The sequence below is a fragment of the Nocardiopsis quinghaiensis genome, from assembly GCF_008638365.1.
GTDB classification, from domain to species: domain Bacteria; phylum Actinomycetota; class Actinomycetes; order Streptosporangiales; family Streptosporangiaceae; genus Nocardiopsis; species Nocardiopsis quinghaiensis.
In genome coordinates this window covers 203,782-228,984 of the sequence record NZ_VWVU01000001.1, presented here as the reverse complement: position 1 = coordinate 228,984, position 25,203 = coordinate 203,782, and the positions used below count along the sequence as shown (strand labels likewise).

The 25,203-nt window shown below is 70.6% G+C and carries 26 protein-coding genes; 9 read left to right on the top strand and 17 right to left on the bottom strand.

The genetic code is table 11. The features are described 5' to 3' along the window. Window positions 1-12: 12 nt before the first annotated feature. From nuoK to FYX01_RS05775, 13 genes are all read right to left on the bottom strand, one after another. Entirely contained in the window at window positions 13-312 is a 300-nt protein-coding gene (gene nuoK, locus FYX01_RS05835) for an NADH-quinone oxidoreductase subunit NuoK (RefSeq protein WP_150238310.1), read from the bottom strand. Next, on the bottom strand, window positions 300-1,367 hold the full coding sequence (locus FYX01_RS05830) for an NADH-quinone oxidoreductase subunit J (RefSeq protein ID WP_150238308.1): 1,068 nt from the start codon (window positions 1,365-1,367) through the stop codon (window positions 300-302). The genes nuoK and FYX01_RS05830 overlap by 13 nt, the downstream gene beginning before the upstream one ends. Continuing rightward, window positions 1,364-1,921: an NADH-quinone oxidoreductase subunit NuoI gene (nuoI, locus tag FYX01_RS05825; RefSeq protein WP_150238306.1), complete on the bottom strand. Its 558-nt coding sequence runs from the start codon at window positions 1,919-1,921 to the stop codon at window positions 1,364-1,366. Before nuoI ends, FYX01_RS05830 begins: the two co-directional genes overlap by 4 nt. Continuing rightward, window positions 1,914-3,287: an NADH-quinone oxidoreductase subunit NuoH gene (gene nuoH / locus FYX01_RS05820; protein ID WP_150238304.1), complete on the bottom strand. Its 1,374-nt coding sequence runs from the start codon at window positions 3,285-3,287 to the stop codon at window positions 1,914-1,916. The genes nuoI and nuoH overlap by 8 nt, the downstream gene beginning before the upstream one ends. After that, entirely contained in the window at window positions 3,284-5,746 is a 2,463-nt protein-coding gene (locus FYX01_RS05815) for an NADH-quinone oxidoreductase subunit G (protein WP_150238302.1), read from the bottom strand. The genes nuoH and FYX01_RS05815 overlap by 4 nt, the downstream gene beginning before the upstream one ends. Then, window positions 5,743-7,062, bottom strand: coding sequence for an NADH-quinone oxidoreductase subunit NuoF (gene nuoF / locus FYX01_RS05810; RefSeq protein ID WP_150238300.1), 1,320 nt, complete (start codon window positions 7,060-7,062; stop codon window positions 5,743-5,745). Before nuoF ends, FYX01_RS05815 begins: the two co-directional genes overlap by 4 nt. Beyond that, a complete protein-coding gene (gene nuoE, locus FYX01_RS05805; protein ID WP_150238298.1) occupies window positions 7,059-7,805 on the bottom strand; it encodes an NADH-quinone oxidoreductase subunit NuoE in 747 nt (248 codons plus the stop codon). Before nuoE ends, nuoF begins: the two co-directional genes overlap by 4 nt. After that, complete coding sequence (locus FYX01_RS05800; RefSeq protein WP_150238296.1) at window positions 7,802-9,097, bottom strand: NADH-quinone oxidoreductase subunit D; 1,296 nt, start codon at window positions 9,095-9,097, stop codon at window positions 7,802-7,804. Before FYX01_RS05800 ends, nuoE begins: the two co-directional genes overlap by 4 nt. Window positions 9,098-9,146: 49 nt before the next feature. Further along, on the bottom strand, window positions 9,147-9,887 hold the full coding sequence (locus FYX01_RS05795) for an NADH-quinone oxidoreductase subunit C (protein WP_150238294.1): 741 nt from the start codon (window positions 9,885-9,887) through the stop codon (window positions 9,147-9,149). A 1-nt stretch (window position 9,888) separates the two neighbouring features. Next, a complete protein-coding gene (locus FYX01_RS05790) occupies window positions 9,889-10,434 on the bottom strand; it encodes a NuoB/complex I 20 kDa subunit family protein (protein ID WP_150238292.1) in 546 nt (181 codons plus the stop codon). Between the two features lie 58 nt (window positions 10,435-10,492). Then, entirely contained in the window at window positions 10,493-10,852 is a 360-nt protein-coding gene (locus tag FYX01_RS05785) for an NADH-quinone oxidoreductase subunit A (RefSeq protein WP_150238290.1), read from the bottom strand. A 168-nt stretch (window positions 10,853-11,020) separates the two neighbouring features. Further along, window positions 11,021-12,325 (bottom strand): geranylgeranyl reductase family protein, encoded by a 1,305-nt coding sequence (locus tag FYX01_RS05780; protein WP_150238287.1) that lies wholly within the window; start codon window positions 12,323-12,325, stop codon window positions 11,021-11,023. A 434-nt stretch (window positions 12,326-12,759) separates the two neighbouring features. Then, window positions 12,760-13,470, bottom strand: a complete 711-nt coding sequence (locus FYX01_RS05775; RefSeq protein ID WP_150238285.1) for a demethylmenaquinone methyltransferase — start codon at window positions 13,468-13,470, stop codon at window positions 12,760-12,762. 201 nt (window positions 13,471-13,671) lie between these two features. Between FYX01_RS05775 and FYX01_RS05770 the strand changes: the two genes are divergently transcribed. Next, window positions 13,672-13,962 (top strand): hypothetical protein, encoded by a 291-nt coding sequence (locus tag FYX01_RS05770; protein ID WP_150238283.1) that lies wholly within the window; start codon window positions 13,672-13,674, stop codon window positions 13,960-13,962. A gap of 68 nt (window positions 13,963-14,030) precedes the next feature. Here FYX01_RS05770 and FYX01_RS05765 read toward each other — a convergent pair whose 3' ends face one another. After that, entirely contained in the window at window positions 14,031-15,194 is a 1,164-nt protein-coding gene (locus FYX01_RS05765) for a S1 family peptidase (protein WP_150238281.1), read from the bottom strand. Window positions 15,195-15,842: 648 nt separating this feature from the next. Next, on the bottom strand, window positions 15,843-16,331 hold the full coding sequence (locus FYX01_RS05760; protein WP_150238279.1) for an ATP-binding protein: 489 nt from the start codon (window positions 16,329-16,331) through the stop codon (window positions 15,843-15,845). 163 nt (window positions 16,332-16,494) lie between these two features. Here FYX01_RS05760 and FYX01_RS05755 point away from each other — a divergent pair, with 163 nt between their 5' ends. The 5 genes from FYX01_RS05755 to FYX01_RS05730 all read left to right on the top strand — a co-directional run bounded on the left by FYX01_RS05755 (window position 16,495) and on the right by FYX01_RS05730 (window position 21,106). Further along, a complete protein-coding gene (locus FYX01_RS05755) occupies window positions 16,495-17,373 on the top strand; it encodes a helix-turn-helix domain-containing protein (protein ID WP_223830324.1) in 879 nt (292 codons plus the stop codon). After that, entirely contained in the window at window positions 17,360-17,545 is a 186-nt protein-coding gene (locus tag FYX01_RS05750) for a DUF397 domain-containing protein (protein WP_150238277.1), read from the top strand. Before FYX01_RS05755 ends, FYX01_RS05750 begins: the two co-directional genes overlap by 14 nt. 656 nt (window positions 17,546-18,201) lie before the next feature. Next, window positions 18,202-19,491, top strand: a complete 1,290-nt coding sequence (locus FYX01_RS05740) for a delta-60 repeat domain-containing protein (protein WP_150238273.1) — start codon at window positions 18,202-18,204, stop codon at window positions 19,489-19,491. A 77-nt stretch (window positions 19,492-19,568) separates the two neighbouring features. Next, window positions 19,569-19,853: a hypothetical protein gene (locus FYX01_RS05735; RefSeq protein WP_317846046.1), complete on the top strand. Its 285-nt coding sequence runs from the start codon at window positions 19,569-19,571 to the stop codon at window positions 19,851-19,853. Next, entirely contained in the window at window positions 19,850-21,106 is a 1,257-nt protein-coding gene (locus FYX01_RS05730; protein ID WP_150238271.1) for an MFS transporter, read from the top strand. Before FYX01_RS05735 ends, FYX01_RS05730 begins: the two co-directional genes overlap by 4 nt. A gap of 22 nt (window positions 21,107-21,128) precedes the next feature. Here the strand turns inward: FYX01_RS05730 and FYX01_RS05725 are convergent, their stop codons facing one another. Then, window positions 21,129-21,494 (bottom strand): DUF4229 domain-containing protein, encoded by a 366-nt coding sequence (locus FYX01_RS05725; protein WP_394350436.1) that lies wholly within the window; start codon window positions 21,492-21,494, stop codon window positions 21,129-21,131. 435 nt (window positions 21,495-21,929) lie between these two features. On the opposite strand from FYX01_RS05725, the gene FYX01_RS05720 reads away from it, so the two are divergent. Both FYX01_RS05720 and FYX01_RS05715 read left to right on the top strand, forming a co-directional pair. Continuing rightward, on the top strand, window positions 21,930-22,130 hold the full coding sequence (locus FYX01_RS05720) for a BldC family transcriptional regulator (RefSeq protein WP_150238267.1): 201 nt from the start codon (window positions 21,930-21,932) through the stop codon (window positions 22,128-22,130). A gap of 153 nt (window positions 22,131-22,283) precedes the next feature. Continuing rightward, window positions 22,284-22,640: a PLD nuclease N-terminal domain-containing protein gene (locus FYX01_RS05715; protein ID WP_150238265.1), complete on the top strand. Its 357-nt coding sequence runs from the start codon at window positions 22,284-22,286 to the stop codon at window positions 22,638-22,640. Between the two features lie 87 nt (window positions 22,641-22,727). Here the strand turns inward: FYX01_RS05715 and FYX01_RS05710 are convergent, their stop codons facing one another. Continuing rightward, window positions 22,728-24,011 carry a pectate lyase family protein gene (locus FYX01_RS05710; protein WP_150238263.1) on the bottom strand — a complete coding sequence of 428 codons (1,284 nt, stop codon included), beginning with the start codon at window positions 24,009-24,011 and terminating at the stop codon, window positions 22,728-22,730. A gap of 186 nt (window positions 24,012-24,197) precedes the next feature. On the opposite strand from FYX01_RS05710, the gene FYX01_RS05705 reads away from it, so the two are divergent. After that, complete coding sequence (locus tag FYX01_RS05705; RefSeq protein WP_150238261.1) at window positions 24,198-25,172, top strand: LacI family DNA-binding transcriptional regulator; 975 nt, start codon at window positions 24,198-24,200, stop codon at window positions 25,170-25,172. Window positions 25,173-25,203: the final 31 nt, after the last annotated feature.

Below are 25,203 nucleotides of genomic sequence, written 5' to 3'. Positions count from 1 at the left end.
CCACGTCGCCTTCTAGTGCTTGAGCAGGTTCGCGTCATCGAGCGACGCGGACCTGCGGGTTCGGAAGATCTGCATGATGATCGCGAGGCCCACGACCACCTCGGCGGCGGCGACGACCATCACGAAGAAGGCGATGACCTGCCCCTCGATGTCCCCGTGCATCCGGGCGAACGAGACGAACGCCAGGTTGCAGGCGTTGAGCATGAGCTCCACGCACATGAAGACGATGATCGCGTTGCGCCGAAGGAGCACGCCGACGGCGCCGATGGTGAACAGCAGCGCCGCGAGGACGATGTAGTTCATCGGGTCCACGAGGACTCGACCTCCTGCCCGTTGCCGTTGCTGTCGGAGCCGTCCGTCCCGGCCGGACCGCCCGCGCCCTCGGAGGCGTCGGGGGTGTCCGGGCCGCCCGTGTCACCGGGGCTTCCCTCGTCCGGTGCGCCGTCGGAGCCGCCCGGCTCCCCGGGCTCCCCGGGGTCCTCCGCGGCGGGCCGGGCCTGGTCGTCGGCCACGGGCCCGACCGTCTTGGCCTCGGCGGAGTCCGAGGCCCCGCCGAACAGCGGCGCCTGGGTGGCCCGCACGTCGGAGGGCACCCGCGACTGGTACTCGGGGTCGCGCGCGGTGAGCACCGGGTTGAGGGACAGCTTGGCGACCGTGCCGTCCGGCAGCAGCGCGGGCATGTCGATCGCGTTGTGCCGGGCGTAGGTGCCGGGCCCGGGCAGCGGCGTCGGGTGGTCGCCGCGGATGCGGTCCTCGGCGATCTCCCGCTGCGTGCGGCGCTTCTTGGTACGGACGGTGTGCGCCAGCACCATGGCGCCCAGGACGGCGGTGATGAGCAGCGCGCCGGTGGCCTCGAAGGCGACCACGTAGCGCAGGAGCAGCTCGCCCGCGATCCACGGGATTGTGCCGCCCGCCGCCGCGGCGCCCTCGGTCAGGCCGACCGGGTCGCCCACGGTGATGCGGGTGATGCCGGTGGCCAGGGCGCCGACGAAGCACAGCGCCACGAGGGCCGTCAGGACCCGCTGTCCGCTGATCGTCTCCACCAGGGAGTCGGCCGAGCTGACACCGACGAGCATCAGCACGAACAGGAACAGCATGAGGACGGCGCCGGTGTAGACCACGATCTGCACGACCATCAGGAACGGCGCCGCGTTGATGCCGTAGAAGATGGCCAGGCCGACCATGGTCAGCGCCATGGACATGGCCGAGTGCACGGCCTTGCGGGAGAAGACCACGCCCAGGGCACCGAGGAGGACCACCGAGCCCAGGATCCAGAACGTGGCCGCCTCGCCGCCGCCGATCGGGGCGGCCAGGTGCAGGGAGCCGTCGAGCGGTGCGCCCTGGGAGGCGCTGGTGAGCGGGTTCAACGGACCCCCTCCGTGCTCTCCTGCGCCTGCTGCCCGTCCTGTGAACCGTGCTGGCCGCGCCCGGTGGCGTAGTAGTCCTGTTCGGTCTCGCCCAGGCGCATCGGGTGCGGCGGCTGTTCCATCCCCTCCTTGAGCGGGGCGAGCAGCTGCTCCTTGGTCCAGATCAGGCTCTGCCTGCTGTCGTCGGCCAGCTCGTACTCGTTGGTCATCGTGAGGGCGCGCGTGGGGCAGGCCTCCACGCACAGCCCGCACAGGATGCAGCGCAGGTAGTTGATCTGGTACACCCGGCCGTAGCGTTCGCCGGGCGAGTACCTGTCGTCGTCGGTGTTGTCACCGGCCTCCACGTAGATGGCGTCGGCCGGACAGGCCCAGGCGCACAGTTCGCACCCGATGCACTTCTCCAGGCCGTCGGCCCACCTGTTCAGCTGGTGTCGTCCGTGGAAGCGCGGCGCCGTGGGGCGCTTGACCTCCGGGTACTCGACGGTCGGCACCTTCGTGAACATCGCGTGGAAGGTGACACCGAAACCCTTGACGGGGTTGAGCCACTCAAGCACCGGTAACCTCCTCACCCTTCTTGTTGCGGTCGGCAGCGGCGGCCGGAGCCGTCCGCGGTGGTTCGGCGAGCACGCTGCTGCCGTAGTGCGGGGCGGTGCTCGGTGGCACCGGGAACCCGCCGAAGGCGGGATCCTCGCGCGCGCGGCGGGCGCTCTCGGCGCGCTGGAGTGCCTCCTCCGCGCGCTCGCGGCGCGCGTGGCGCAGCCAGGCGGCGAAGGCGGCCACCGTGGCGGCGGTGAACGCGGCGACCACGAGGCCGACGACCACCGGCGACGCGTCCTCCAGGACGAGCATCCGCACGACGGCGACGGCGGTGATCCACACCAGCTGGATCGGGATGAGCACCTTCCAGCCGAGCTTCATCAGCTGGTCGTAGCGCACCCGGGGCAGGCTGCCGCGCGCCCAGATGAACAGGAACATCACGAAGGCGAACTTGAGCAGCCACCACAGGGGAGGCCACCAGCCCTCGTTGGCTCCGGGGAGGAACGCGGTGATCCCGGGCGGGGCGAGCCAGCCGCCGAGGAAGAGCGTGACGGACACGGCGGCGACCGTGCACATGTTCACGTACTCGGCGAGGAAGAACATCGTGAACTTCATGGACCCGTACTCGGTCATGAAGCCGCCGACGATCTCGCCCTCGCCCTCGGCCAGGTCGAAGGGCAGCCGGTTGGTCTCGCCGACCATCGTCACCAGGTAGACGAGGAAGGACGGCAGGAGCAGCACGGCGAACCACAGACCGCGCTGGGACTCGACGATCCCCGACGTGGTGAGGGTGCCCGACATGATGAAGACCGCGACGAAGGACAGGCCCATCGCGATCTCGTAGCTGATCACCTGCGCGGAGGCGCGCAGTCCGCCGAGCAGGGCGTAGGGCGACTGGGAGGCCCAGCCGCCGAGCACGAACCCGTACACCCCCAGCGCGGCGGTGGCCAGGACCACCAGGGCCGCGATGGGCAGGTCGGTGAGCTGGAGCGGGGTGATGACCCCGAACATGCTCACCTCGGGTCCGATGGGGATGACCGAGAACGCGATGAACGCGGGCACGGCCGCGATCACCGGCGCGGCGATGTAGACGAACCGGTCCACCCCGCGCGGGATCAGGTCCTCCTTGAGGGAGAGCTTGATGCCGTCGAACAGGGACTGGAGCAGGCCGAAGGGGCCCATCCGGTTCGGCCCGTGGCGCTGCTGCATCCGGCCCATGACCTTGCGGTCGGCCATGATCATCATCAGCACGCAGAGCATGAGGAAGACGAAGATCCCCAGCGCCTTGATGGTGGTGATCCACCAGGGATCGCTGCCGAAGGCGCTCAGTGTCTCCTCGGAGGCCAGGTGGGCCACGCGCGGATCGAGAGCGGCGGGGGTCATTCCTGCCTCCCGGATGTGGTGGTGGACGCGGCCAGCAGGACGGTCTGGCCGGCGCCGCCGCCCAGGTCACGGGGTACGTCGCAGCCGTCGGCGTTGGCCGGGAGCCAGACGACCCTGTCGGCGATGTCGGTGACGACCACGGGCACGGACACCGATCCGCGTGCGCCGGTGACGTGGAGCGTGCCGCCGTCGGGGACGCCGACCTCGTCGGCCGTGGCCTTGGACAGGTAGGCGCGGGCCTGGCGGGCGGTTCCGGCGAGGTAGGGCTCACCGTCCTCCATCCGGCCGGTGCCGAGCAGCTGGCGCCAGGTGGAGAGGACGGCCTGGCCGGGCTCGGGCCCGGCGACCTCCACGGGGCGCACCCGGGGCGCGGCGGTGCGCTGTCCGGTCCACAGGCCCAGCTCCATCAGCTCGCCGTAGGCGGACGCGGCGTCCGGCAGGCCCAGGTGCACGTCCATCTGGTCGGCGACCGCGGAGAGCACCCGCAGGTCGGCCAGGGCACCGGGAACCCTGAGCGCGTCACCGAAGGGCCGGTGGCGGCCCTCCCAGTTGACGAAGGTTCCGGACTTCTCCGCCACGGCGGCCACCGGCAGCACCACGTCGGCGCGGTCGGTGACGTCGCTGGCGCGCAGTTCGAGGCTGACGACGAACGGCACCCGGGCCAGGGCCTCACGCGCGGCGTCGGGGTCGGGCAGGTCGTCCAGTTCGACCCCGGCGACGAGCAGGGCGTCGAGCTGTCCGGACGCGGCGGCCTCGATGATGGCGGCGGTGTCGCGTCCGGGGGCCTCGGGCAGGGAGCCCACGTTCCAGGCACGGGCGACCTCCGCGCGGGCGGAGGGGTCGGTGACCGGGCGGCCCCCGGGCAGCAGGCCCGGCAGCGCCCCGGCGTCGACGGCCCCGCGTTCCCCCGCGCGGCGCGGTACCCACACCAGGCGGGCACCGGTCCGCGCGGCCAGGGCCGCGGCGGCGGTCAGGGCGCCGGGCACGGCGGCCAGGCGCTCGCCCACCATGATGACCGAGCCCTCCTCGTTCAGGGCCGACACGACCTCGGGGTCGTCCGTGTCCAGGGCGTTGAGGACGCGGCCCTCGTCACCGGGGACCGCCCTGACCAGGGTGCCCTTGGTCTTGGTCAGGCCCAGGCTGGCGTGCGAGGCGACCGAGTAGACCTTGAGCCCGCGCTTGCGCACGCCCTTGCGCAGCCGCAGGAAGACCAGCGGCGACTCGTCCTCGGGTTCGAACCCCGCCAGGAGCACCGAGGGCGCCTTCTCCAGCGCGGTGAAGTCCACGTCGACCGGGGTTCCGGCGACGTGGGCGGCCAGGAAGTCGGCCTCCTCCTCGGAGTGCGCGCGGGCACGGGCGTCCACGTCGTTGGTGCGCAGGGCCACCCGGGCGAACTTGGCGTAGGCGTAGGCGTCCTCGTAGGTCAGGCGCCCGCCGACCAGGACGCCGACCCGGCCGCGCGCGGCGGACAGGCCCTCGGCGGCCATGCTGACGGCCTCGGGCCAGGAGGCGAACTCCAGGGCCCGGGTCTCCTCGTCGCGCACCAGCGGACGGGACAGGCGGTCGGGCTGGGTGGTGTAGCTGAACGCCCACCGCCCCTTGTCGCAGTTCCACTCCTCGTTGACCTGGGGGTCGTCCCCGGCCAGGCGGCGCATGACCTTGCCGCGCCGGTGGTCGGTGCGCTGGGCGCACCCGTCGGCGCAGTGCTCGCACACGCTGGGCGTGGACACCAGGTCGAAGGGGCGCGACCGGAACCGGTAGGCGGAGCCGGTGAGCGCGCCGACCGGGCAGATCTGCACGGTGTTGCCGGAGAAGTAGGACTGGAAGGGCTCGCCCTCGGCGATGCCGACCTGCTCATCGGCGCCGCGCTCCATGAGTTCGATGAGCGGGTCGCCCGCGATCTGCGCGGCGAAGCGGGTGCAGCGGGCGCACTGGATGCAGCGCTCCCGGTCCAGCAGCACCTGGGAGGACAGCGCGATCGGCTTGGGGAAGGTCCGCTTGACGTCGACGAAGCGGGTCTCGCCCTGCCCGGTGGACATGGCCTGGTTCTGCAGGGGGCACTCGCCGCCCTTGTCGCAGACCGGGCAGTCCAGCGGGTGGTTGATGAGCAGGAACTCCATGATCCCGCGCTGGGCCTTCTCCGCCACCGGGGAGGTCAGGTGGGTGTTGACCACCATCCCCTCCATCACGGTGATGGTGCAGGAGGCCTGCGGCTTGGGCATGCCGCGCCCGTTGCCCATGTCGGGGATCTCCACCAGGCACTGGCGGCAGGCCCCGACCGGGTCCAGGAGCGGGTGGTCGCAGAACCTGGGGATCTGGATGCCGAGGAGCTCGGCGGCCCGGATCAGCAGGGTCCCCTTGGGCACCTGGATCCGGAAACCGTCGATGGTGACGGTGACGAGGTCCTCCGGGGGCGGCGCTGGCGCCGATCCACCGGAGGAGTTGGAGGTGACTGTCACTGGTGTCCTCCCGTCGAGGTCGGCTGGTCGCCCCACAGGGTGGCCTTGGTGTGGTCGAAGGGGCAGCCGCCCCTCTCGACGTGGTCGATGTACTCCTGTCGGAAGTACTTGATCGAGGACATGACCGGGCTGGTCGCGCCGTCGCCGAGGGCGCAGAAGGAGCGGCCGAGCAGGTTGTCGCAGATGTCCAGGAGCTTGTCGAGGTCGGCCTCGGTGCCCTGGCCCCTCTCCAGCCGGTCCAGGACCTGGACCATCCAGAAGTTGCCCTCGCGGCAGGGTGTGCACTTGCCGCAGGACTCGTGGGCGTAGAAGGCGATCCAGCGGCCGACGGCGCGTACCACGCAGGTGGTCTCGTCGAAGATCTGGAGCGCCCGGGTGCCGAGCATGGACCCGGCGGCGCCCACCGACTCGAAGTCGAGCGGGGTGTCCAGGTGCTCATCGGTGAAGATCGGCGTGGAGGAGCCGCCGGGGGTCCAGAACTTGAGCTGGTGCCCGGAGCGGATCCCGCCCGCCATGTCGAGCAGTTCGCGCAGGGTGATGCCGAGCGGCGCCTCGTACTGTCCCGGGTTGGCGACGTGCCCGGACAGGGAGAAGAAGCCGAACCCGGCGGACTTCTCGGTGCCCATGGACGTGAACCACTCGGTGCCGTTGGCGACGATGCTCGGCACGCTGGCGATGGACTCGACGTTGTTCACCACGGTGGGCGAGGCGTAGAGCCCGGCCACGGCGGGGAAGGGCGGCTTGAGCCGGGGCTGGCCCCGGTAGCCCTCCAGGGAGTCCAGCAGGGCGGTCTCCTCGCCGCAGATGTAGGCGCCCGCCCCGGCGTGGACGACGACGTCGAGGTCGAAGCCGCTGCCGAGGACGTCCTTGCCCAGCAGCCCGGCCTCCTGGGCGTCGGCGACGGCCTGGCGCAGGCGGCGGACGACGTGGACGACCTCACCGCGCACGTAGATGAAGGCCTGGCTGGACCTGATCGCGTACGCCGCGATCGCCACGCCCTCCACCAGCGCGTGCGGGTTGGCGAGCATGAGCGGGATGTCCTTGCAGGTGCCCGGCTCGGACTCGTCGGCGTTGACGACGAGGTAGCGCGGGTTGGGGTTGTCCGCGGGCAGGAAGCCCCACTTCATCCCCGTGGGGAACCCGGCGCCGCCACGGCCGCGCAGGCCGGACTTCTTGACCAGGTCCACGATGGAGTCGGGATCCATGCCCAGGGCCGTGCGCAGTGCGCCGTAGCCGCCGGTGGCCTGGTAGCCCTCCAGGGTGAAGGAGTCCGGACGGTCCCAGTTCTTCGAGAGGATCGGGGTCAGGGTGGTCACTTGGCGTCCTCCTCACCCTGTTCGCGGGGCGGAAGGTCGTTCGGGTCCGGAGCCGACCATCCGCGCTCCCTGGCCAGCCTGAGCCCGGCCAGGGAGGGTTCGGCGGCCTGGACGCCCTCGCCCGCGCGGCCGTCGTCGAACCCGGCCAGGACCCGGGAGGCCTGCTTCCAGGTGCACAGGCTCGCGGGGCCGCGCGTGGGCGCGACGTCGTTGCCCAGGCGCAGGTCGTCCACGAGCTTCCTGGCGGTCTCGGGGGTCTGGTTGTCGAAGAACTCCCAGTTGACCATCACGACGGGTGCGAAGTCGCAGGCCGCGTTGCACTCGACGTGCTCCAGCGTGACCTTCCCGTCTCCGGTGGTCTCGCTGTTGCCCACCTCCAGGTGGTCCTTGAGGGACTGGAAGATCTCGTCGCCGCCCATCACCGCGCACAGGGTGTTGGTGCACACGCCCACCTGGTAGTCGCCACCGGGGCGGCGGCGGTACATGGTGTAGAAGGTGGCGACCGCGTTGACCTCGGCGAGGGTGAGGTCGAGCTGGTCGGCGCAGAAGCGCATGCCGGCCTTGCTGACGTGCCCCTCCTCGGCCTGCACCAGGTGCAGCAGCGGCAGCAGCGCGGACCGCTGCCGCGGGTAGCGGCCGATGATCTCCTTGGCGTCCGGTTCCAACCGGGCCGTGACCTCGGCCGGGAACGCCTCGCGCGGCTCGGCCGCCTCGGTGGTCTCGGTGTTCTCGTGCTCGTTCACCGGTCCACGCCTCCCATCACAGGGTCGATACTGGCCACGGCCGCGATGACGTCCGCCACCGTGCCGCCCTCGCACATGGCCGCGACGGCCTGCAGGTGGGTGAACGAGGGGTCGCGGAAGTGCACGCGGTACGGGCGGGTGCCCCCGTCGCTGACCGCGTAGCAGCCGAGCTCGCCCTTGGCGCTCTCCACGGCCGCGTAGGCCTGGCCGGCCGGCACCCGGAAGCCCTCGGTGACCAGCTTGAAGTGGTGGATGAGCGCCTCCATGGAACCGCTCATGATGTGCGCGATGTGGTCGGGCGAGTTGCCCAGCCCGTCGGGACCCAGCGCCAGCTTGGCGGGCCAGCCGATCTTGGCGTCCTTGATCATCACCGGGCCGGGCCGGAGCCTGTCGAGGCACTGCTCGACGATCTTGAGGCTCTCCTCCATCTCGGCCATGCGCACCCGGTAGCGGGCGTAGACGTCGCCGCCGTCGGAGACGGGGACGTCGAACTCGTAGTCCTCGTATCCGCAGTAGGGCTTGGCCTTGCGCAGGTCCCAGGCCAGGCCGGAGGCGCGCAGCAGCGGCCCGGTGATGCCGAGCGCCATGCACCCGGACAGGCTGAGGTGGGCCACGTCCCTGGTGCGGGCGAGGTAGACGGGGTTCTCGTCCAGGAGCTTGCGCATCGTCCCGATGCGCTTGGGCATCTCCTTGAGCAGCTCGCGGACCTTGCCGACCGTGCCGGGCGGCAGGTCCTGGGACACGCCGCCGGGACGGATGTAGGCGTGGTTCATCCTCAGGCCGGTGACCAGCTCGAAGATGTCCAGGATCATCTCGCGCTCACGGAAGCCGTTGGTCATGACCGTGGTCGCGCCCAGCTCCATGCCGAAGGTGGCCATCGCGACGAAGTGCGAGGCCATCCGGTTGAGCTCCATCATCATCACGCGGATGACGTTGGCCCGTTCGGGGACGCGGTCGGTGATGTCGAGCAGGTTCTCGACCGCGAGGCAGTACGCCGTCTCGTTGAACAGCGGCGTCAGGTAGTCCATGCGGGTGACGAACGTGGTGCCCTGGGTCCAGGTCCGGTACTCCAGGTTCTTCTCGATACCGGTGTGCAGGTAACCGATACCGACACGCGCCTCGGTGCAGGTCTCGCCGTCCAGGGTGAGGATCAGCCGGAGCACGCCGTGCGTGGACGGGTGCTGGGGCCCCATGTTGACGACGAGGCGTTCGGCACTGGTGGCCTGCGCCTTCTCGATGACGTCGTCCCAGTCCCCGCCGGAGGCGTCGATGTAGTCCTCGGTGACGGTCATGCCGGGCCTCCCTTCGTGACGGAGTGCGTTGGGATGGGGGTCCTGTGGCTCACTGGTAGGACCTCCGCTCGTCCGGCGGGGGCACGGTGGCGCCCCGGTACTCGACCGGGATGCCGCCCAGCGGGTAGTCCTTGCGCTGGGGGTGGCCGTGCCAGTCGTCGGGCATCTGGATGCGGGTCAGCGCCGGGTGCCCGTCGAAGACGAGCCCGAAGAAGTCCCAGGCCTCGCGCTCGTGCCAGTCGTTGGTCGGGTAGACCGACACGATCGAGGGCACGTGCGGGTCGGCGTCGGGGCAGGTGGTGGTGACGCGGATCTCGCTGTTGTGGGTGAGGGAGCGGAAGTGGTAGACCGCGTGCAGCTCCCGGCCGGCGTCGTCGGGGAAGTGCACGCCCGCCACCCCGGTGCACAGCTCGTAGCGCAGCGACGGGTCGTCGCGCAGCACGCGTACCAACTCCAGGAGCGCCTCGCGGCGCACGTGGAAGGTGAGTTCGCCGCGGGCGGCCTCGACCCGCTCGACCGCTCCGGCGTCCTCGCCCAGGGCGGCCTCCAGGTCGTCGGCCACCCGGTCGAAGTCCGCGGTGCGCGGGTCGTCGGGGTCGGTGAAGGGGCGCTGGCTGTGCGCTGGAGCGCTCCCCCGGACCTGCAGCCCGCCGAACCCGGAGGTGTCCCCGGTGGTGGTGGCGCCGAACATCCCGGTGCGCCGGACCGGAGCGGCCAACCGCTCGCGTCCCTGCTTCTCGGGGAGGTTGGCGGCTTCCTCGTCGCGTTCGCGTTCGTTGTCGGTGCTCATGTCAGTCCTTGCTCACCAGGGGCAGCGAACGGCGGAGCATGCGCTCCTCGTTCTCGGTGATCTCCTGCTCCCGGTGGGCGCCGAGCTTGGTGTTCTGCACCTTGTCGTGCAGCTTGAGCACGGCGTCCAGGAGCATCTCCGGCCGCGGCGGGCAGCCGGGCAGGTACATGTCGACCGGAACGATGTGGTCCACGCCCTGGACGATCGCGTAGTTGTTGAACATGCCGCCGCTGGAGGCGCACACGCCCATGGCGATGACCCACTTGGGCTCGGGCATCTGGTCGTAGATCTGGCGCAGGACGGGGGCCATCTTCTGGCTGACGCGTCCGGCGACGATCATCAGGTCGGCCTGGCGCGGGGTCGCGCCGAACTTCTCCATGCCGAACCGGGCCAGGTCGTAGTGCGGGCCGCCGACGGACATCATCTCGATGGCGCAGCAGGCCAGACCGAACGTGGCGGGCCACATGGAGCTCTTGCGGGCCAGTCCCACGACCTGCTCGACGGTCGTGAGCACGACGCCGTTGGGCAGTTTCTCTTCGAGTCCCATCAGCTGTGGACCTCCTCCGGGCTGGGCTGCGGGGTCAGGGCGGAAGTCGGCGCGGGCGTCAGTCCCATTCGAGGCCTCCGCGACGCCACTCGTAGGCGTAGGCGATGGAGACGTTCACCAGGAAGAGGACGATCGCGACCAGACCGAACCAGCCCAGGGCGTCGAAGTGCACGGCCCAGGGGATGAGGAAGATGATCTCGATGTCAAAGATGATGAACATCATGGCCGTCATGTAGTACTTGACGGTGAAGCGCCCGCCGCCCGCGGGCTGGGGCGTGGGTTCGATGCCGCACTCGTAGGCCTGCATCTTGGCGCGGTTGTAGCGCTTGGGTCCCAGGAGCGCCCCGGCGACCATCGACACCACGACGAACGCGGCGCCGATTCCGCCGAGCACGAGTATCGGTGCGTACAGCTCCACGGTCACCCTCCTCCTGGCTGGTCGGCACGCCCGCGCGGCGTACCGGGAGCGCTTGTGATTGCTTTCACTTGTGCGGGCTCATCTCTGGCTCGTCCCGTGTGTCCTGTCGTCGCTCCGGGCGCGGGATCGCCCGGCCGTGTCTTCTCGGAGCTGCGCCTCGCCTGCCGTCTAGGCCGCGGGGGCGATGCGGGACAGGCCGTTGATGACCCGGTCCATGGCGTCGCCCTGCGTGGGCTCGGTGAGGTTGGCCAGCATCTTCAGCGCGAACTTCATGAGGGTGCGCTGGCGCAGGCCGTACCTGGTCGCGTACTTCATGAACTCGGGCTGGCCGATGACCTTCACGAAGTAGCGGCCGAGCGTGTAGTAGCCGCCGTAGGTGTCGGCGAGCACGTCGGGGTAGCGCAGCAGGGTCCGCTCGCGGGTCTGCTGGGTGGGCCTGCCGTGCGCCTGCACGATCACGTCGGCGGCGATGTTGCCGGCCTCCATGGCGTAGGCGATGCCCTCCCCGTTGAAGGGGTTGACCATGCCGCCCGAGTCGCCGACGAGCATGAGGCCGCGGGAGTAGTGCGGCACCCGGTTGAAGCCCATGGGCAGGGCGGCGCCGCGGATGGCGCCCCGCTGGTTCTCCTCGGTGAAGCCCCACTCCTTCGGCATGGACTCGGTCCAGCGGCGCAGGAGCTTGCGGTAGTCCACGTCCTGGAAGGAGGAGGTGGAGTTGAGGATGCCGAGCCCGACGTTGCTGGTGCCGTCGCCGACGCCGAAGACCCAGCCGTAGCCGGGCAGGAGGACGTCCCTGTCTCCGCTGCGGTCCCACAGCTCCAGCCAGGACTCCAGGTAGTCGTCCTCGTGGCGGGGGCTCTCGAAGTAGGTGCGCACGGCCACGCCCATGGGCCGGTCGTCGCGCTTGCGGACGCCCATGGCCACGGACAGCCGGGAGGAGTTGCCGTCGGCGGCCACGACCAGCGGCGCCCGGAAGGTGACGGGCTCGCGGTCGGCGTTCTTCGCGCGGACCCCGACGATGCGGTTGCTGCGCTCGTCCATGAGGGGGCCGGTCACCGTGGTGCGCTCCAGGAGCTTGGCCCCGGCGGAGACCGCCCGGTCGACCAGGATCTGATCGAAGTCGTAGCGGGTGCGCACGAGACCGAAACCGGGATAGGCGGCCAGGTCGGGCCAGGGGAGTTCGAGGCGGGCGCCCGCGCCGACGATGCGCAGGCCGTGGTTCCTGATCCACCCCTCGTCCTCGAAGGTGATCCCCATGGCTATGAGCTGCTTCACCGCCCGCGGCGTCAGTCCGTCCCCGCAGACCTTCTCCCGGGGGAAGGAGGTCTTCTCCAGGAGCAGGACGTCCAGTCCGGCCTGGGCGAGGTAGTAGGCGGTGGTGGAGCCGGACGGACCGGCGCCGACCACGATGACGTCGGCGTCGTATTCGATCCGCTCCCGGTCTCTGGGAGAGGAGGTGGCTGTCTCGCTCACGGGTGGGTCCTCGACTGCTCGCGCGGGTGCACCGTGGCGGGCCTGCTTGCGGGTTGGACCCGCGCACGGGGGGAGTTATGGGCGCCTTGGGGCGCCCGTTATGTCCGACATAGGCCTATGTGTCCAAAGCCTCGTGGACTTGTGAAGCACTTCACAAGCCTCTTTTCCGAAGTCTAGACCCTTCCGGACCCCTAGGCGAGTCCCAGGGGGGTATACAGACGGCCTCCCCTCAAACGGGACATAGCCCTACAGACGACTCCACAAGACCCTGAAAGTCGTCACTTCCTGCCAAACACCCAGCTCAGCTTCGTTTCCGGCACCCCAGAAGCCTCACGGGCAACACGAAAGAACCCGGGGAGGCTGAGCACTCCCCGGGTTGCAAGTTCTTTATGTGCCGCGTGGTACGCGCGACGACGTGGGTGGTGTGGCGGCCCCTACTTCTGCCGGAAGCCGCGGTGCAGGGCGACGATCCCCGCCGACAGGTTGCGCCAGGCCACCCGCGACCAGCCCGCGTCCTGCAGGTGCCGCGCCAGCTCGGGCTGCGTGGGCCAGGCCATGATCGACTCCGAGAGGTAGTCGTAGGACTCGGAACGGCCGGAGACGGCGCCCGCGATCCTGGGCAGGGCGCCCATCAGGTACGTGGCGTAGAGCTTGTCCACGAACCCGACCGGGATGTGGCTGAACTCGCAGATGACCAGTCGGCCGCCGACCCTGGTGACCCGCCGCAGCTCGCGCAGTGCCTGGTCGGTGTCGCTGACGTTGCGCAGGCCGAAGGAGATCGTGACCGCGTCGAAGGTCTCGTCGGCGAAGGGCAGGTGCAGGGCGTCGCCCGCCGCGAAGGTCACGCCCCCCTTGGAGGCGCCGCCGCGCCGCCGCACGCCGGTGCGCAGCATGCCGAGGGAGAAGTCGCAGGCCACCACACGGGCGCCCTTCCTCACGAAGGACTCCGAGGAGGTGCCGGTTCCCGCCGCCAGGTCCAGGACGAGTTCGCCGCTGTAGGCGTCGACCGCGTTGACGGCGGCCTTCCGCCACAGGCGGTCCTGGCCCAGTGAGATGACGTCGTTGACGAGGTCGTAGTTCTCTGCGATGCCGTCGAACATCGCCGCGACGTCCTGGGGCTTCTTGTCGAGTTTGGCGCGGGTCATGGCACAAGACTAAGGGTGCGCCCCGCTCCTCCGTACCCGGTGTGTCAGGTGTGCCCGCGCGCGGCGGCCGTCTCCGGACCTCCCCCCGGGCAGGGGCTGCCGGACGCGCGAAGACGGGGGATCGCCGGGAGGTTCCCGAACCGGGAGGGGGAATCGGACGTCCCATGTCCATGAAGCGCGGTCCCGGCCGAGGGGGGGCACATGAAGTTCGACGTGGTGGAGCCGAGCGACGAGCAGGCCGTCCTCGGCGGGGAGGAGGCGGACGCGGCGGAGGAGGGGCCTCCCCGCGGCGCGCACCCCAAGCTCGCCGACGCCTCCCGGCGGATGCGCACCAGGATCAGGGACGACCTGTCCACCCTGCACGCGTCCCTGGGCAGGCTGAACGAGCACGTCCAGACCGCGCGGCACCGCGAGCCCGACGACACCCCCACCGCTCCCCCGCCCACGAACTTCCGCGCCGGCGCCTTCTCCCGGCCCGGCACCCGTCCCTGAGCCCCCGGCTGCGCGGCAGCCCCGGCATCGAGGCCGGGGCTGCCTGACTCAGGGTGCGCCGGAACGCGTCAGACCGTGGCCAGACGCAGGTTCCACCTGTTCAGCACCGGGTTGAGGGGCTGGAGATAGGTCGTCCCCCCGTAGGTGCAGTTGCCGGAGCCGCCCGAGGTCATGCCCTGGGCCTGGCCCGAGGTGATGAAGGGTCCGCCGGAGTCGCCGGGCTCGGCGCAGACGTTGGTCCGGGTCAACCCGTGGACCCTGCCCTGCGGGTAGGTCACCGTCTGGTTCTTGGCCTGGATCGTGCCGCAGTGCCAGCCGGTGGTGGAGCCGGAGCGGCACACCGACGCCCCGACCGGAGCCTCGGACGAACCGCGCACGTCCTCGTAGTCACCCGTGTGGTGGCGGCGGACGCCGGCGTAGGCGGTCACGCTGCTCGTGGCGCGCACGAAGGCGCCGTCGGAGATGGGGAAGGAGGAATAGTCGAAGCGCCCGGTCCCGGAGCCGAACGTCACCGTGGCCCCCACGGGGCCGCAGTGGCCCGAGGTCACGAATCCGACGCGGTCGGAGCTGTCGAAGGCGGTGAAGCCCATCGAGCAGCGCCCGCCCGACGACGTGTAGAAGGGCAGGCCTCCGGCGATCTCACCGAGGAGTTCGGGCCGCTCGTCGACCTCGGTGACGGTGACCGCCGAGGCGTCGATTCCGGCGGAGTCGACGAAGGCGTCGGCGGTGCCTCCTTCCATGACCTCGATGACGACGCTGTCGGATTCGACGTCGGTGTACCAGCCGGTGACATCGGACGGTGCCGCGTCCTCGGCCCCGTTCAGTTCCTCCACGATCGTGTCGAGGCTCCGCGTGCCGTGGTCGACGACACGGGAGCCGACGCCGACCGCCTCGACGGCCGCCACGGCGCCGCGGTCGGTGACGAGCACGGTCAGTTCTTTGGTGTCGGTGTCGAACACGGAGCCGCCATAGGCGTCGCCCGCGGCCCGGGCCGCGGCCCGGTCGAGGCCGAACGCCTCCTCCTGGGCCTCCAGGAGTTCCTCGGCCCCGTGCGGGGACAGGCCGAGGTCGCGCTCCATGGCGGCCAGGAGGCTGTTGGCGGTCGCGGGGGTGTCGACGGTCGGAGTGGTGCGCTCGGGGGCGGCGGCGAGGGCTCCGGGCGCAACCGCGACGACGAGCCCGAAGGCGAGAGCGCCCGTGCCGAGAGCGGACAGGACGGGGGAGGTTCGCATGTTTCCCTGATCTCCTGATCGGTCGGGGGATGGATAGGGAGAGGGGACCGGTGCCCGTCGGCATGGACGACCGGATCGGCGACGCCGCGCTTCGTGGGCGCGGCGTCCATCGCTTATTAGACGTCCGCCAAGCGCACGCCACATTAGATGCACGAAATGTTTGAGGTAAGGGGGGGAACGCACTCCAACGTTCAGTAACCTCTGAGCGCATGAGGCCGCGTCTCCGCCCCGCGGCGTGGGTGACCGAGTCGGATCACCATGCGACCTGGGTTGATCACTGTGCGTGGGAGGGGTGGGAGCACGCCCGAACGTGATCGGCAAGGGGGACAACATGGCCGAAGGCGGACACGGATCGCTGAGACGCGCCATCGCGGGGTGTGATCGCCCCCGGGATCACCGTCACGCTGCGTTGGTGTGCCGTCGGTGCCTCCCGGGGGAACGGGTCAGGGGGTGGGCGGCACAGCGTGCGTCCATCATCCCCACAACAGCTGTGAAGAAGGCGGAAGCCACAAGACGTATGCAGGCCGTCCGCCGGCGGGGCAGTGGTGGATCGCGGTGGTCACCCGCCCGCCACCGGCCTCCGCGGTCTCGCGCACCGCCTCGTACCGCTCCCCGTCGTCGGAGCGGGTCCGGCCCGCCCCCGTCCCCTCACGCCCGTGCGCATGGCAGATCCAGCTCGAACCACACCGTCGTGCGGCCCCCGTCGTGGAAGGTGCCCCACCGGCTGGCCTCCGCGTCCACCAGGCGCAGACCCAGCCCGCCCTCCCGTCCCAGGTCGATCTGACGCAGGTGCGGCGAGGAACCGTTCCGGTCGCGCGGCCCCTGGTCCACGACCTTGACCTGGATCCGGTCGGACAGCCGGTTCACGGCGACGACGACCTCGCCGCCCTCGCCCCCGCTGCGCGAGTGGGTGACGGCGTTGTTGAACAGCTCGCTGGCCAGGGTCAGGACCGTGTCCGCGACGGCGCGCGGCACCACGGCGGTCAGGTGGTCGCGCAGCGCGCGGGCCTGTTCCGGCAGCCCCGGCACCCGCAGCGCGTGGTTCAGGTGGTGCGATGGTGAACGGACCAGCGCGATCGGCGCCCGCACCTCGGCATCGGTGACCCGCTGAGGCAGAGAGCCGAGCATGTCGGTCATGTGGCTTTTGTTTAGATTTATGTGAATCACTGACCCACCCTGAATTCATTCCCCGTCGCCACGCCCCCGGTGGCCCATGGCACCACCTTGGGCAGCGGCTGTTCGGGCGTGCCATGGATATCACCAAAGGGTCACACTTCGTCGTTCCCCGCACTATCGAGTCGTGCCCTGGTCTTGCATTGGTGGTAGTGGCGATAACCCGGAAATGGGGGTCGTATTGAGTCGCAGTGCCAACCCCAGGTGGAGGCGTCTGGGGAAGAAGGTCAGCAGCTGCCGCAGGAAGGCCGGAATGACGCAGGGCCAGGTGTCACAGGCATTGCGGGTGGTGCAGTCGACCGTGTCGGCGTGGGAGCGCGGAACCCGTGGCCTGCCCTCCGACCGGGCCGCGGAACTGGACGAACTGTTCGGTGCGTCCGGTGCGATAAAGCAGGCGTGGAACACCGCGAACGCGCCCGACGCACTACCGCCCTGGTACACCGAGGTCGGCCAGTTGGAGCGCGAGGCGGTCGAACTCCGCGAATACCAGCCGGTGATCTTCCCCGGCCTGGTGCAGTGCGAGGCGTACACCAGGGGCCTTCTCGCCGACACCGTTCCCTGGTTCTCCGCGAAGGAGGTCGGACAGATGGCCTCCCTGCGCATGGGGCGCCAGGAGATCCTGAAGGGGGCGAACCCGCCACTGGTGTCGGTCGTGGTGGAGGAGCCGGTGCTCCGACGCACCGTGCAGGGTGGAAAACCGGTTCTTCGTGAACAGGTCATCCGGGTTCTCACACTGATCGACAAAGGGGTGGTCCGTTTCCAGGTGATCCCCGCCGACACCGAGTGCCACCCGGGCGGCTCGGGCCCGTTCCGACTCTATACATTTCACGACAAACCCACGGTTGCGTCCGCAGAACACATGGAGGGTGAGCAGCTCATGGATGACATGATGCGGGTGCAACACTGCGCGACGCTCTTCGGCGTTCTCCAGTCGGAGGCGATGTCGCCCCGTGCGAGTCGGGAACTGATCAGGAAGGTCAAGGAAGAACTCGATGACGAAGCGTGAGCCCCACTGGCACAAGAGCAGCTACAGCGGCGGATCGGGCAGCTGTGTGGAGGTGGCAGAAGGGGAGGCGGTCCTGGTGCGCGACACGCAGAACCGCGGACTCGGACACATCGACTACACGCCGGGAGCCTGGACCTCGTTCCTGCACTGCGTCACTCTCCCCGTCCCCTGAAAACGGGACAGAACAACGGCCGCCCGGCATTCCGGTCGGCCGTTTTTATTCCCGCCCCACATTACTTCCCAGTACCGTTCCACCCCGCCTCCTCCATCCCTTACTCTCTTTTCCGAACACACAACTCAAGCGAGGACCCCGCGACGGCTGAATACCGGCCGGGGTCGTGGCCAGCAACTCCATCCCTTTGACAACGAGGATTGCCAGCATGCGCCAGTTTAGCGCCGCCCTTCCCAGCCGTGCCCTCGGACCGCTGATGGCCCCCTTCGCTCCCCCGCGCGGACGCCACTCCTGCGGCATCGGACGCCGTCGCCGCTCCACCCGGGTCCGCCGCCACGTGTCCGCCCCGGCCACCGCTCCGGCTCCCGCCGAACCCGCGCCCCGCCCGGAAGCGGGACCGTTCGCGGCCCGGAACCCTCCACGGGGCCGGGATCCGGCATACGACCGGCCCGGACCCGGCCCGGAAATCCCGCCCGGCCCCCGTCCCCGCGTTCCCGGCCTCCCCGGCCTTCCCAGCGGAGGGGCCACGAACGGTTACGGCACAGACCGCTACTCAACGTGATTATGCGGCGACTCTTTGCAAGAATGCGGTCACGCCCCGAACAGGCCCGTTCTCCAGCGCGCCCGCACGACCGCACGAACAGGGAGAGTCCTCCGTGAAACCCAGCCGTCCGCTCCTCGCCCTGACCATGGGCACGATGCTCCTGCTCCCCGTCGGAGCCGCGACGGCCGCGTCCGCGGCACCGGCCGGGCCGGCGGCACCCCCTGCGGACCACTCCCGCGTGGTCGGCGAGCAACCCGTGCACTGGACGCCGCACGTCCTGGACGGGACGGTCAAGGACATCCTGCGGATCGGCGACACCGTCGTCGCCGCCGGGGACTTCTCGAAGGTCGCCGAGGCCGGAGGCGGCCGCACACGTAGCGTCCACAACCTGTTCGCGTTCGAGCACGGCACCGGGCGGATCGTCCGCGGCTTCTCCCCGAGCGTGGACGGCACCGTCGTCTCACTGGCCCCCGGACCCGGCGGGACGGTGGTCATCGGCGGCGAGTTCGGCTCCGTCAACGGCCGGGCCTCGCAGGGACTGGCCCGCCTGTCCCTGCGCGACGGCCGGTCGGCGCCCTGGTTCCGCGCCTCCCTCGACGGGGGCACCGCCCACCGCATCGCCAGCGACGGTGAGCACCTGTACGTGGGCGGCGGTTTCTCCGGCGTCAACGGTGTGGAGCGCACCGCGCTGGCCCGCCTCGACGCGCGGACGGGCTCGGTCGACGAGGGGTTCGCGCCGCGCGTGTCCGACCAGCGCCGGGGCTCCCTCAGGGTCCACGAGTTGGCGCTGAGCCCGGACGGGCGGCGGCTGGTCGTCAACGGCACGTTCACGAAGGTGGACGGTGAGGACCGCTACCAGATCGCCATGATCGACACCGCCGACGGCTCGCTCACCCCGTGGTCCACGTCGGCCTACGAGGCGGACTGCGACTACTCGCTGATGCAGACCTACATGCGGCAGATGGACTTCTCCCCCGACGGCTCGTACTTCGCCGTGGTGACCGCGGGCGGGCCGGAGGTCAAGCCGGGCCTGTGCAAGTCCGCGGCGCGCTTCGAGAACACCGACACCCCCGACTCCGAGCCCACCTGGAGCAACAAGACCGGCGGCGACTCGCTGTACTCGGTGGAGATCACCTCGTCGGCGGTGTACGTGGGCGGGCACCAGCGCTGGATGGACAACCCCGAGGGCGCGCTCAACCCCGGCCCCGGGTCGGTGGCCCGCGAGGGCATCGCGGCGGTGGACCCGGGGACCGGGAAGGCCCTGGCCTGGAACCCCGGTCGCGCGCGCGGGCACGGCGTGGAGGCCCTGCACGCCACCTCCGACGGGCTGTACGTGGGCAGCGACACCGAGCGCCTGGCCGACGAGTACCACGCCCGCCTGGGGATGTTCCCGCTCTCCTGACCCGCGCCCGGCACGAGGGCTTCCGCTTCCCCGAGCACCTGGACACCGAAGAACCCGAGCTGAGCACCGCCGTGCGCATGGCACTGGCCGTCAGCTGGAGCGAGAGGCTGGCCGCGGCCGTCAACGTGTGGGCGGCCCAGCCCGAGGGCTGGCGCGAGGCCCAGGTCATGTCCGGGCGGCGCACCGAGCTCACGCTGGAGGAGCTCGCCGCCTTCCGCGAGGAGGTCCGCGCGCTCTTCGACCGCTACGCGCGTGAGAGCGGCGCTCCCGGGAGCCGCCCGGTACACGTCCAGTTCGCCGCCTTCCCCGACCCGGAGGACCGGGGCACCGACGAGGAGTCCGGCGGAGGGACGGGGACGTGAGGGGCGTCGCGGGCCTGGTCGCGGCCCAGGCGCTCTGCTGCACCGCCACCCGGATGGCGATGATCGCCATTCCCTGGTTCGTGCTGGAGAGCACCGGCAGCTCGGTGTCCACGGGGCTGGTGGCCTTCTGCGAGATCGGTTCCTACACCCTGGCGCGGCTGTTCGGCGGCCCCCTGCTCGACCGGGTCGGCCAGCGCGCGGTGAGCGTGCGCACCGACCTCGTCGCCGCCGGCGCGGTGGCCTGTGTCCCGCTGCTGCACTCCGCCGGGCTGCTCCCCTTTCCCGTGCTCCTGGCGCTGGTGACCGTGACCGGCCTGGCCACCGGCCCCGCGGAGGCCGCCAAGGTGTCCATGGCACCGGCCGTCGCCGAGCGCACCGGCACCCGTATCGAGCGGGTCACCGGACTCACCGGCACCGTGGACCGGCTCTCCACGACCGTCGGCCCGGTCGTCGCGGGCGGGTTCGTGTCCCTGGCCGGACCGCTTCCGGCCCTGTACGCGAACGCCGTCCTGCTGATCGCGGCGGCGGCGACGCTGGCCGCCACCCGGCCCCGGGACCGTCCCGCGCCGGAGTCGGACCCCGAGGCCGGGGCGGGCTACCTGGCCCGGCTGCACACCGGATGGAGGGTGATCTGGGCCGACGCCACCCTGCGCGCGCTGGTGGTCATGCTCGCGGTCACCAACATGATCGACATGTCCGTGACGTCGGTGCTGCTACCGGTGTGGGCGCACTCGAACGGCATGGGCCCGGCGGTCGTCGGTCTCATGGGCGGTGTGATGGGCGGTGTGATGGGCGCGGCGTCCGTGGCCGGCTCGCTCGTGGCCACGGTGGCCGGGCACCTGCTGCCCCGGCGGGCGGTGTTCCTCGCGGGCCTGGTGGTCGCCGGACCGCCCCGTCTGCTGGTGCTGGCGCTGGACGTGCCGCTGTGGGCGGTCCTGGTCGTGTGGGGACTGTGCGGCCCCGGCGGCGGCGTGCTCAACCCGATCCTGGGAGTGGTCCTCTTCGAGCGCCTGCCCCGCCACGTCGTGGGGCGGGGGACCGCGATGGTCGGCGCGCTGACCCGCGTGGCTGCGCCGCTCGGCGCTCCCCTGGTGGGCGTGGCACTGGGCCTGACGGGAGCGGCACCCGTCCTGGTGGCGTGCGCGGCCCTCTACCTGGTCTCGGTCCTGGCCCCGCTGGTCGGCCGTGCGGTCGACGGGCTCGACGCACCCGAGCCCGACCCCGGCTCCGGTCGGGCGGGGACCCCCGGGTGAGGCGGTCCGGGGGCGTGTCCGGTCAGGGCTCGCGGGCCGCCGTCGGCGCGCCGGTGTCCCGCTTCTCCGCGTCGCCGTCCGCACTCGCGTCGCCGTCCGCGTCCTTCGCGTCCGCCTCGGCGGAGGGGGCCCCGTCGGCCTCCCGGACGTGCTCCTCCGGAAGGTCGTCCTCCCGGGCGGCGGCGGCCGCCAGGCGGTCGCGGCGGCTCTCGATCCGCCGCACGGCGTTGGCGGAGATCCGGTCCCGCAGCTTGGACAGCAGGACGTAGGAGGCCAGCCCGCTGATCAGCCAGGCAAGGATGATCGCGACCAGCGAACGGGCACCGAAAAGGTAGACCACTCCGAAGGCCACCGCGAACAACCCCAGGCGGGCAGCGGTATAGGTCAACAAGCTACGCATCCAAAAGCCTCACAACAGATGATTACCTGGACTAGATTGGTCGCTACGCCCATCGGTGACACGGGACGCCCGGCCGCGCCCGCGGTCCGCGCTTTCCGCTGCCCCGACCGGGGCCGGGCGGGTGGCGTCCCACGTGCTCTTATCTCCAGGTTAAGGGCGTGGCCGGCACGACGGGCATCGGGGCGGTGTATCGCTCTCCGCACAGGTGGTCGCGGCGTACGCGCGCTCGATTCACACAGTCATGGGATGTTTCCAATCCCGACAGCAGGGCCCGAACATTACGTTCCGGTCACATATCCCGTACTCCTCCCCCCAACACCGCAATTTCTCCGAAAACTAGGGAGGAAACGGACCAACTCATGCACACTAGGGGATCAAACGCCCGCCGCCCCCACAGTCCGAGGCGGGCACGATTGGGGGAACGTGAAGGTGGAACGAGCAAGCGAACGCCTGTTGACCCCCGGGGAAGTGGCCTCACTCTTCCGGGTTGATCCCAAGACCGTGACACGATGGGCCGCCTCCGGGCGGATCAGCAGCATCCGCACTCCGGGCGGGCACCGCCGCTTCCGCGAGTCCGAGGTGCGCGCCCTACTCCTCGGGGAGCCGAGCGAGAGCGCCACCTGAGAACGGGTGTCACCCTGGGAGGAGATCCGGGCCGGCACTCCTGGAGGCGGGGCGGCACCCTGGCCGCTCCGGCCGTGCTCCGAGCGCGGCCGCAGGCAGCCCGGCCAGGTGTGCCGACCGTGAGGAGTGGACAGCAAGAGTTAGGCTGGAACCATGGTGTGGCTTGGTGGCCTGATCACTCTCGTATCGATCGTTCTCTGGGTGTACGCGTTCTTCGACGCGCTCACCACCCCTTCCCATGAGGTGCGCAATCTGCCGAAGATCCTCTGGGTGGTCGTCATCGTGCTGTTCATGCCCGTCGGCTCGATCCTGTGGCTCTTCCTCGGCCGTCCGAGCGAGACGGCCGCCGTCGAGGGGTCCGCGTCCGCTCCGGCTCGGGACGCCTCCTCGACCGACGACCTCGACCCGTCCGACTTCGCCAAGCCCTCGGAGAGCTCGCATCCGCTCGGCCCGGACGACGACCCCGAGTTCCTGAGACGCCTCGACCGGCGTATCGATCCGGACGAGTGACCGCGTCCGGCACGCTGACGACACGACGGTGGGGCCGCGCCCGAGAAGGGGCGCGGCCCCACCGTCGTCCTTCCCCGCCGACCCGCCTCAGAGCCGTCCGGCGCCCACCTCGCGCGGCAGTCCGCGGATCGCGTGCACCGGCTCCACGCGCGTGGAGAACTCCGGCGTCCAGGTCCGCCCGGTGCCCAGTACCCGGTCCGGGTTGGCCTCGTTGAAGGCCTCGACCAGGTCGACACCGGTGAGGCGTCCGCGGCCGTCACGCATCAGCGCGTTGCCGTGCTCCACGATGTCTGTGCCGCCCCAGTTGCCGATGATCTCCTCGGCGCCGATGCCGTCACGCATGTCGAACAGGTTGTTCTCCGCGTACAGCTGCGACTCGAAGCCCACTCCCAGGCTGTACTGGTACATGTCGGTGGCCACCGTGTAGTGGTTGTTGTAGACGTGCACCTGTCCGTAGCGCACCCGCGGGGCGCGCTGGCCCAACCCGTCGAAGTGGTTGTGGTGCCAGGTGACCCGCAGGTGCCCGCGGTCGGTGGTCCGGCCGTCGCTGTTGCCCACCAGGATGGCCTTGTCGCGGCCGTCGAAGTGGTTGTACGACACCGTCACCAGGTCACTCGCCCGCACGATGTCGAGCAGTCCGTCGTGCACCTCGTACTTGCGCCCGAAGTACTCCGGCAGTTCCGAGCCCGGGTTGTCGCCGTCGTCGAACGTGTTGTGGTCGATCCACACGTTCGTGGAGCCCGAGACCTCCATCTGGTCGTACTCGGAGTTCCAGTTGCCGCTGCCGCCGTCACCCGGGTCCCAGCCGGGGAAGCAGTCGTGCGTGTCGGAGAAGGTGAGGTTGCGCAGGATGACGTTGTCAACGTTGTTGACCCGCAGGCTCATCCCGGTGATCTCGGCGTCGTCTCCGGCGCCCACCACGGTCGTGTTGGCGCCGACGTTCACCCTGACCCGCTCGGCCTGTACGTCGGCCGACGCCTCCCGGGCCTCCTCCAGCGGTCCGCTCGGATCCTCCCAGCCCCATACCTCGGGGTCGTACGTGGCCAGGTAGTCCTCCAGCGTGTAGCCGTCCACCGCGTAGTCCTCGCACGACAGGGGCGTGCCGTCCGGCGCCGAGTTGGCGTCGACCGTGCCCTCGACGTGGACGATCTTCGGCTCGTCGCCGCTCACCGCCTCACGGAACTCCTGCGCCGTGGAGACGCGGAAGACGTTCCCGGAGGAGGCCCGCGACCCTCCCGTGGTCCCGGCACCGGCCGAGCCCCAGCCGTCGCCCTCGGACAGGACCTGCCTGCCGGGGTCGGGCGCCGCCTGGGCGGGGGTCACGGCGGTCAGCACCAGCGCCGCGCTCAGAGGAAGTACGAGCCTTCTCATGGTCCTGCTCCTCAGGGGGAGACTGCAAACGGTTGCATGAACATCTCCCACCGCACCGATCTGCGTCAACCCCCTCCCATCCGGGAAAAGCAGGGAAAAGCAGGCACCAAACAACAAACCACCCAGTAGCGGGCCACAACCGGTTGCCGTTAGTCTCTCTCCATACCAACGCGAAGGAGGCCACGGGTGGCCGTGACCATCAGGGACGTCGCCCACGCGAGCGGCGTCCACGTCTCCACCGTCTCCCGGGCCTTCTCCGCCGCGCACCTGGTCAACTCCCAGACGCGCGCCCGCGTCATCGCCGCGGCCGACTCCCTGGGCTACCGCCCCAACCGGGCCGCCCGCGCCCTGTCCACCCGCCGTACCGGCAACCTGGGCCTGATCGTCGCCGACATCGCCAACCCCTTCTTCCCGCCCCTCATCAAGGCCGCCCAGGCACACGCGCGCAGAAGCGACCACCACGTGTTCGTCGCCGACACCGACGAACAGGTCCGCGCGGAGGAGGAGCTGATCCGTTCCATGGCCACCCAGGTCGACGGCGCCCTGCTGGTCGCCCCGCGCCTGGGCAACCGCCTGATCACCGAGCTCAGCGCCGACGTGCCCTTCGTCGTCGTCAACCGCCGGATCACGAACCTGCCCGCCGTCCTCATGGACGTGGCCTCGGGCACCCGGCAGGCCCTGGAACACCTCGCCTCCCTCGGCCACCGCGAGATCGCCCTGCTCACCGGCCCCCGGGCCTCCTGGACCAACCAGCGCCTGGAACGGGCGGCCACCGACGCCGCCGAGTACCACGGACTGCGCCTGCACCGTCTGGGCCCCAACCAGCCCACCGAGGGGGGTGGGGCCGGTGCCGCCCCCGACGTACTCGCCAGCGGGGCCACCGCGGTCCTCGCCTACAACGACCTGGTCGCCCTCGGCCTCGTACAGGAGCTCCGAGGCCGCGGCCTGGCGGTCCCCGACGGCCTCAGCGTCGTCGGCGTGGACAACACCCACACCGCCCGCCACTGCGACCTCACCACGATCGACATGCCCACCGCCGCGGCCGGACGCGCCGCCATCGACCTCCTGCTGCACCGCATCACCAGCGAGGACGCCCCCGGCACGGTCACCCTGGACACCAGCCTGGTGGTGCGCGGATCCACCGCGCCCCCGGCGGGCTGAGGGCACTCCGCACACGACGAGAGGGCCCGGC

Bases quoted from the DNA above. Each gene is read 5' to 3' on its own strand.
- FYX01_RS05790 (WP_150238292.1), bottom strand. From the start codon at position 10,434: ATGGGACTCGAAGAGAAACTGCCCAACGGCGTCGTGCTCACGACCGTC.
- FYX01_RS05770 (WP_150238283.1), top strand. From the start codon at position 13,672: ATGAAGTTCGACGTGGTGGAGCCGAGCGACGAGCAGGCCGTCCTCGGC.
- FYX01_RS05775 (WP_150238285.1), bottom strand. From the start codon at position 13,470: ATGACCCGCGCCAAACTCGACAAGAAGCCCCAGGACGTCGCGGCGATG.
- FYX01_RS05795 (WP_150238294.1), bottom strand. From the start codon at position 9,887: ATGAGCACCGACAACGAACGCGAACGCGACGAGGAAGCCGCCAACCTC.
- nuoH (WP_150238304.1), bottom strand. From the start codon at position 3,287: ATGACCCCCGCCGCTCTCGATCCGCGCGTGGCCCACCTGGCCTCCGAG.
- FYX01_RS05800 (WP_150238296.1), bottom strand. From the start codon at position 9,097: ATGACCGTCACCGAGGACTACATCGACGCCTCCGGCGGGGACTGGGAC.
- FYX01_RS05735 (WP_317846046.1), top strand. From the start codon at position 19,569: ATGGCACTGGCCGTCAGCTGGAGCGAGAGGCTGGCCGCGGCCGTCAAC.
- FYX01_RS05710 (WP_150238263.1), bottom strand. From the start codon at position 24,011: ATGAGAAGGCTCGTACTTCCTCTGAGCGCGGCGCTGGTGCTGACCGCC.
- FYX01_RS05765 (WP_150238281.1), bottom strand. From the start codon at position 15,194: ATGCGAACCTCCCCCGTCCTGTCCGCTCTCGGCACGGGCGCTCTCGCC.
- FYX01_RS05750 (WP_150238277.1), top strand. From the start codon at position 17,360: ATGACGAAGCGTGAGCCCCACTGGCACAAGAGCAGCTACAGCGGCGGA.
- FYX01_RS05715 (WP_150238265.1), top strand. From the start codon at position 22,284: ATGGTGTGGCTTGGTGGCCTGATCACTCTCGTATCGATCGTTCTCTGG.
- FYX01_RS05760 (WP_150238279.1), bottom strand. From the start codon at position 16,331: ATGACCGACATGCTCGGCTCTCTGCCTCAGCGGGTCACCGATGCCGAG.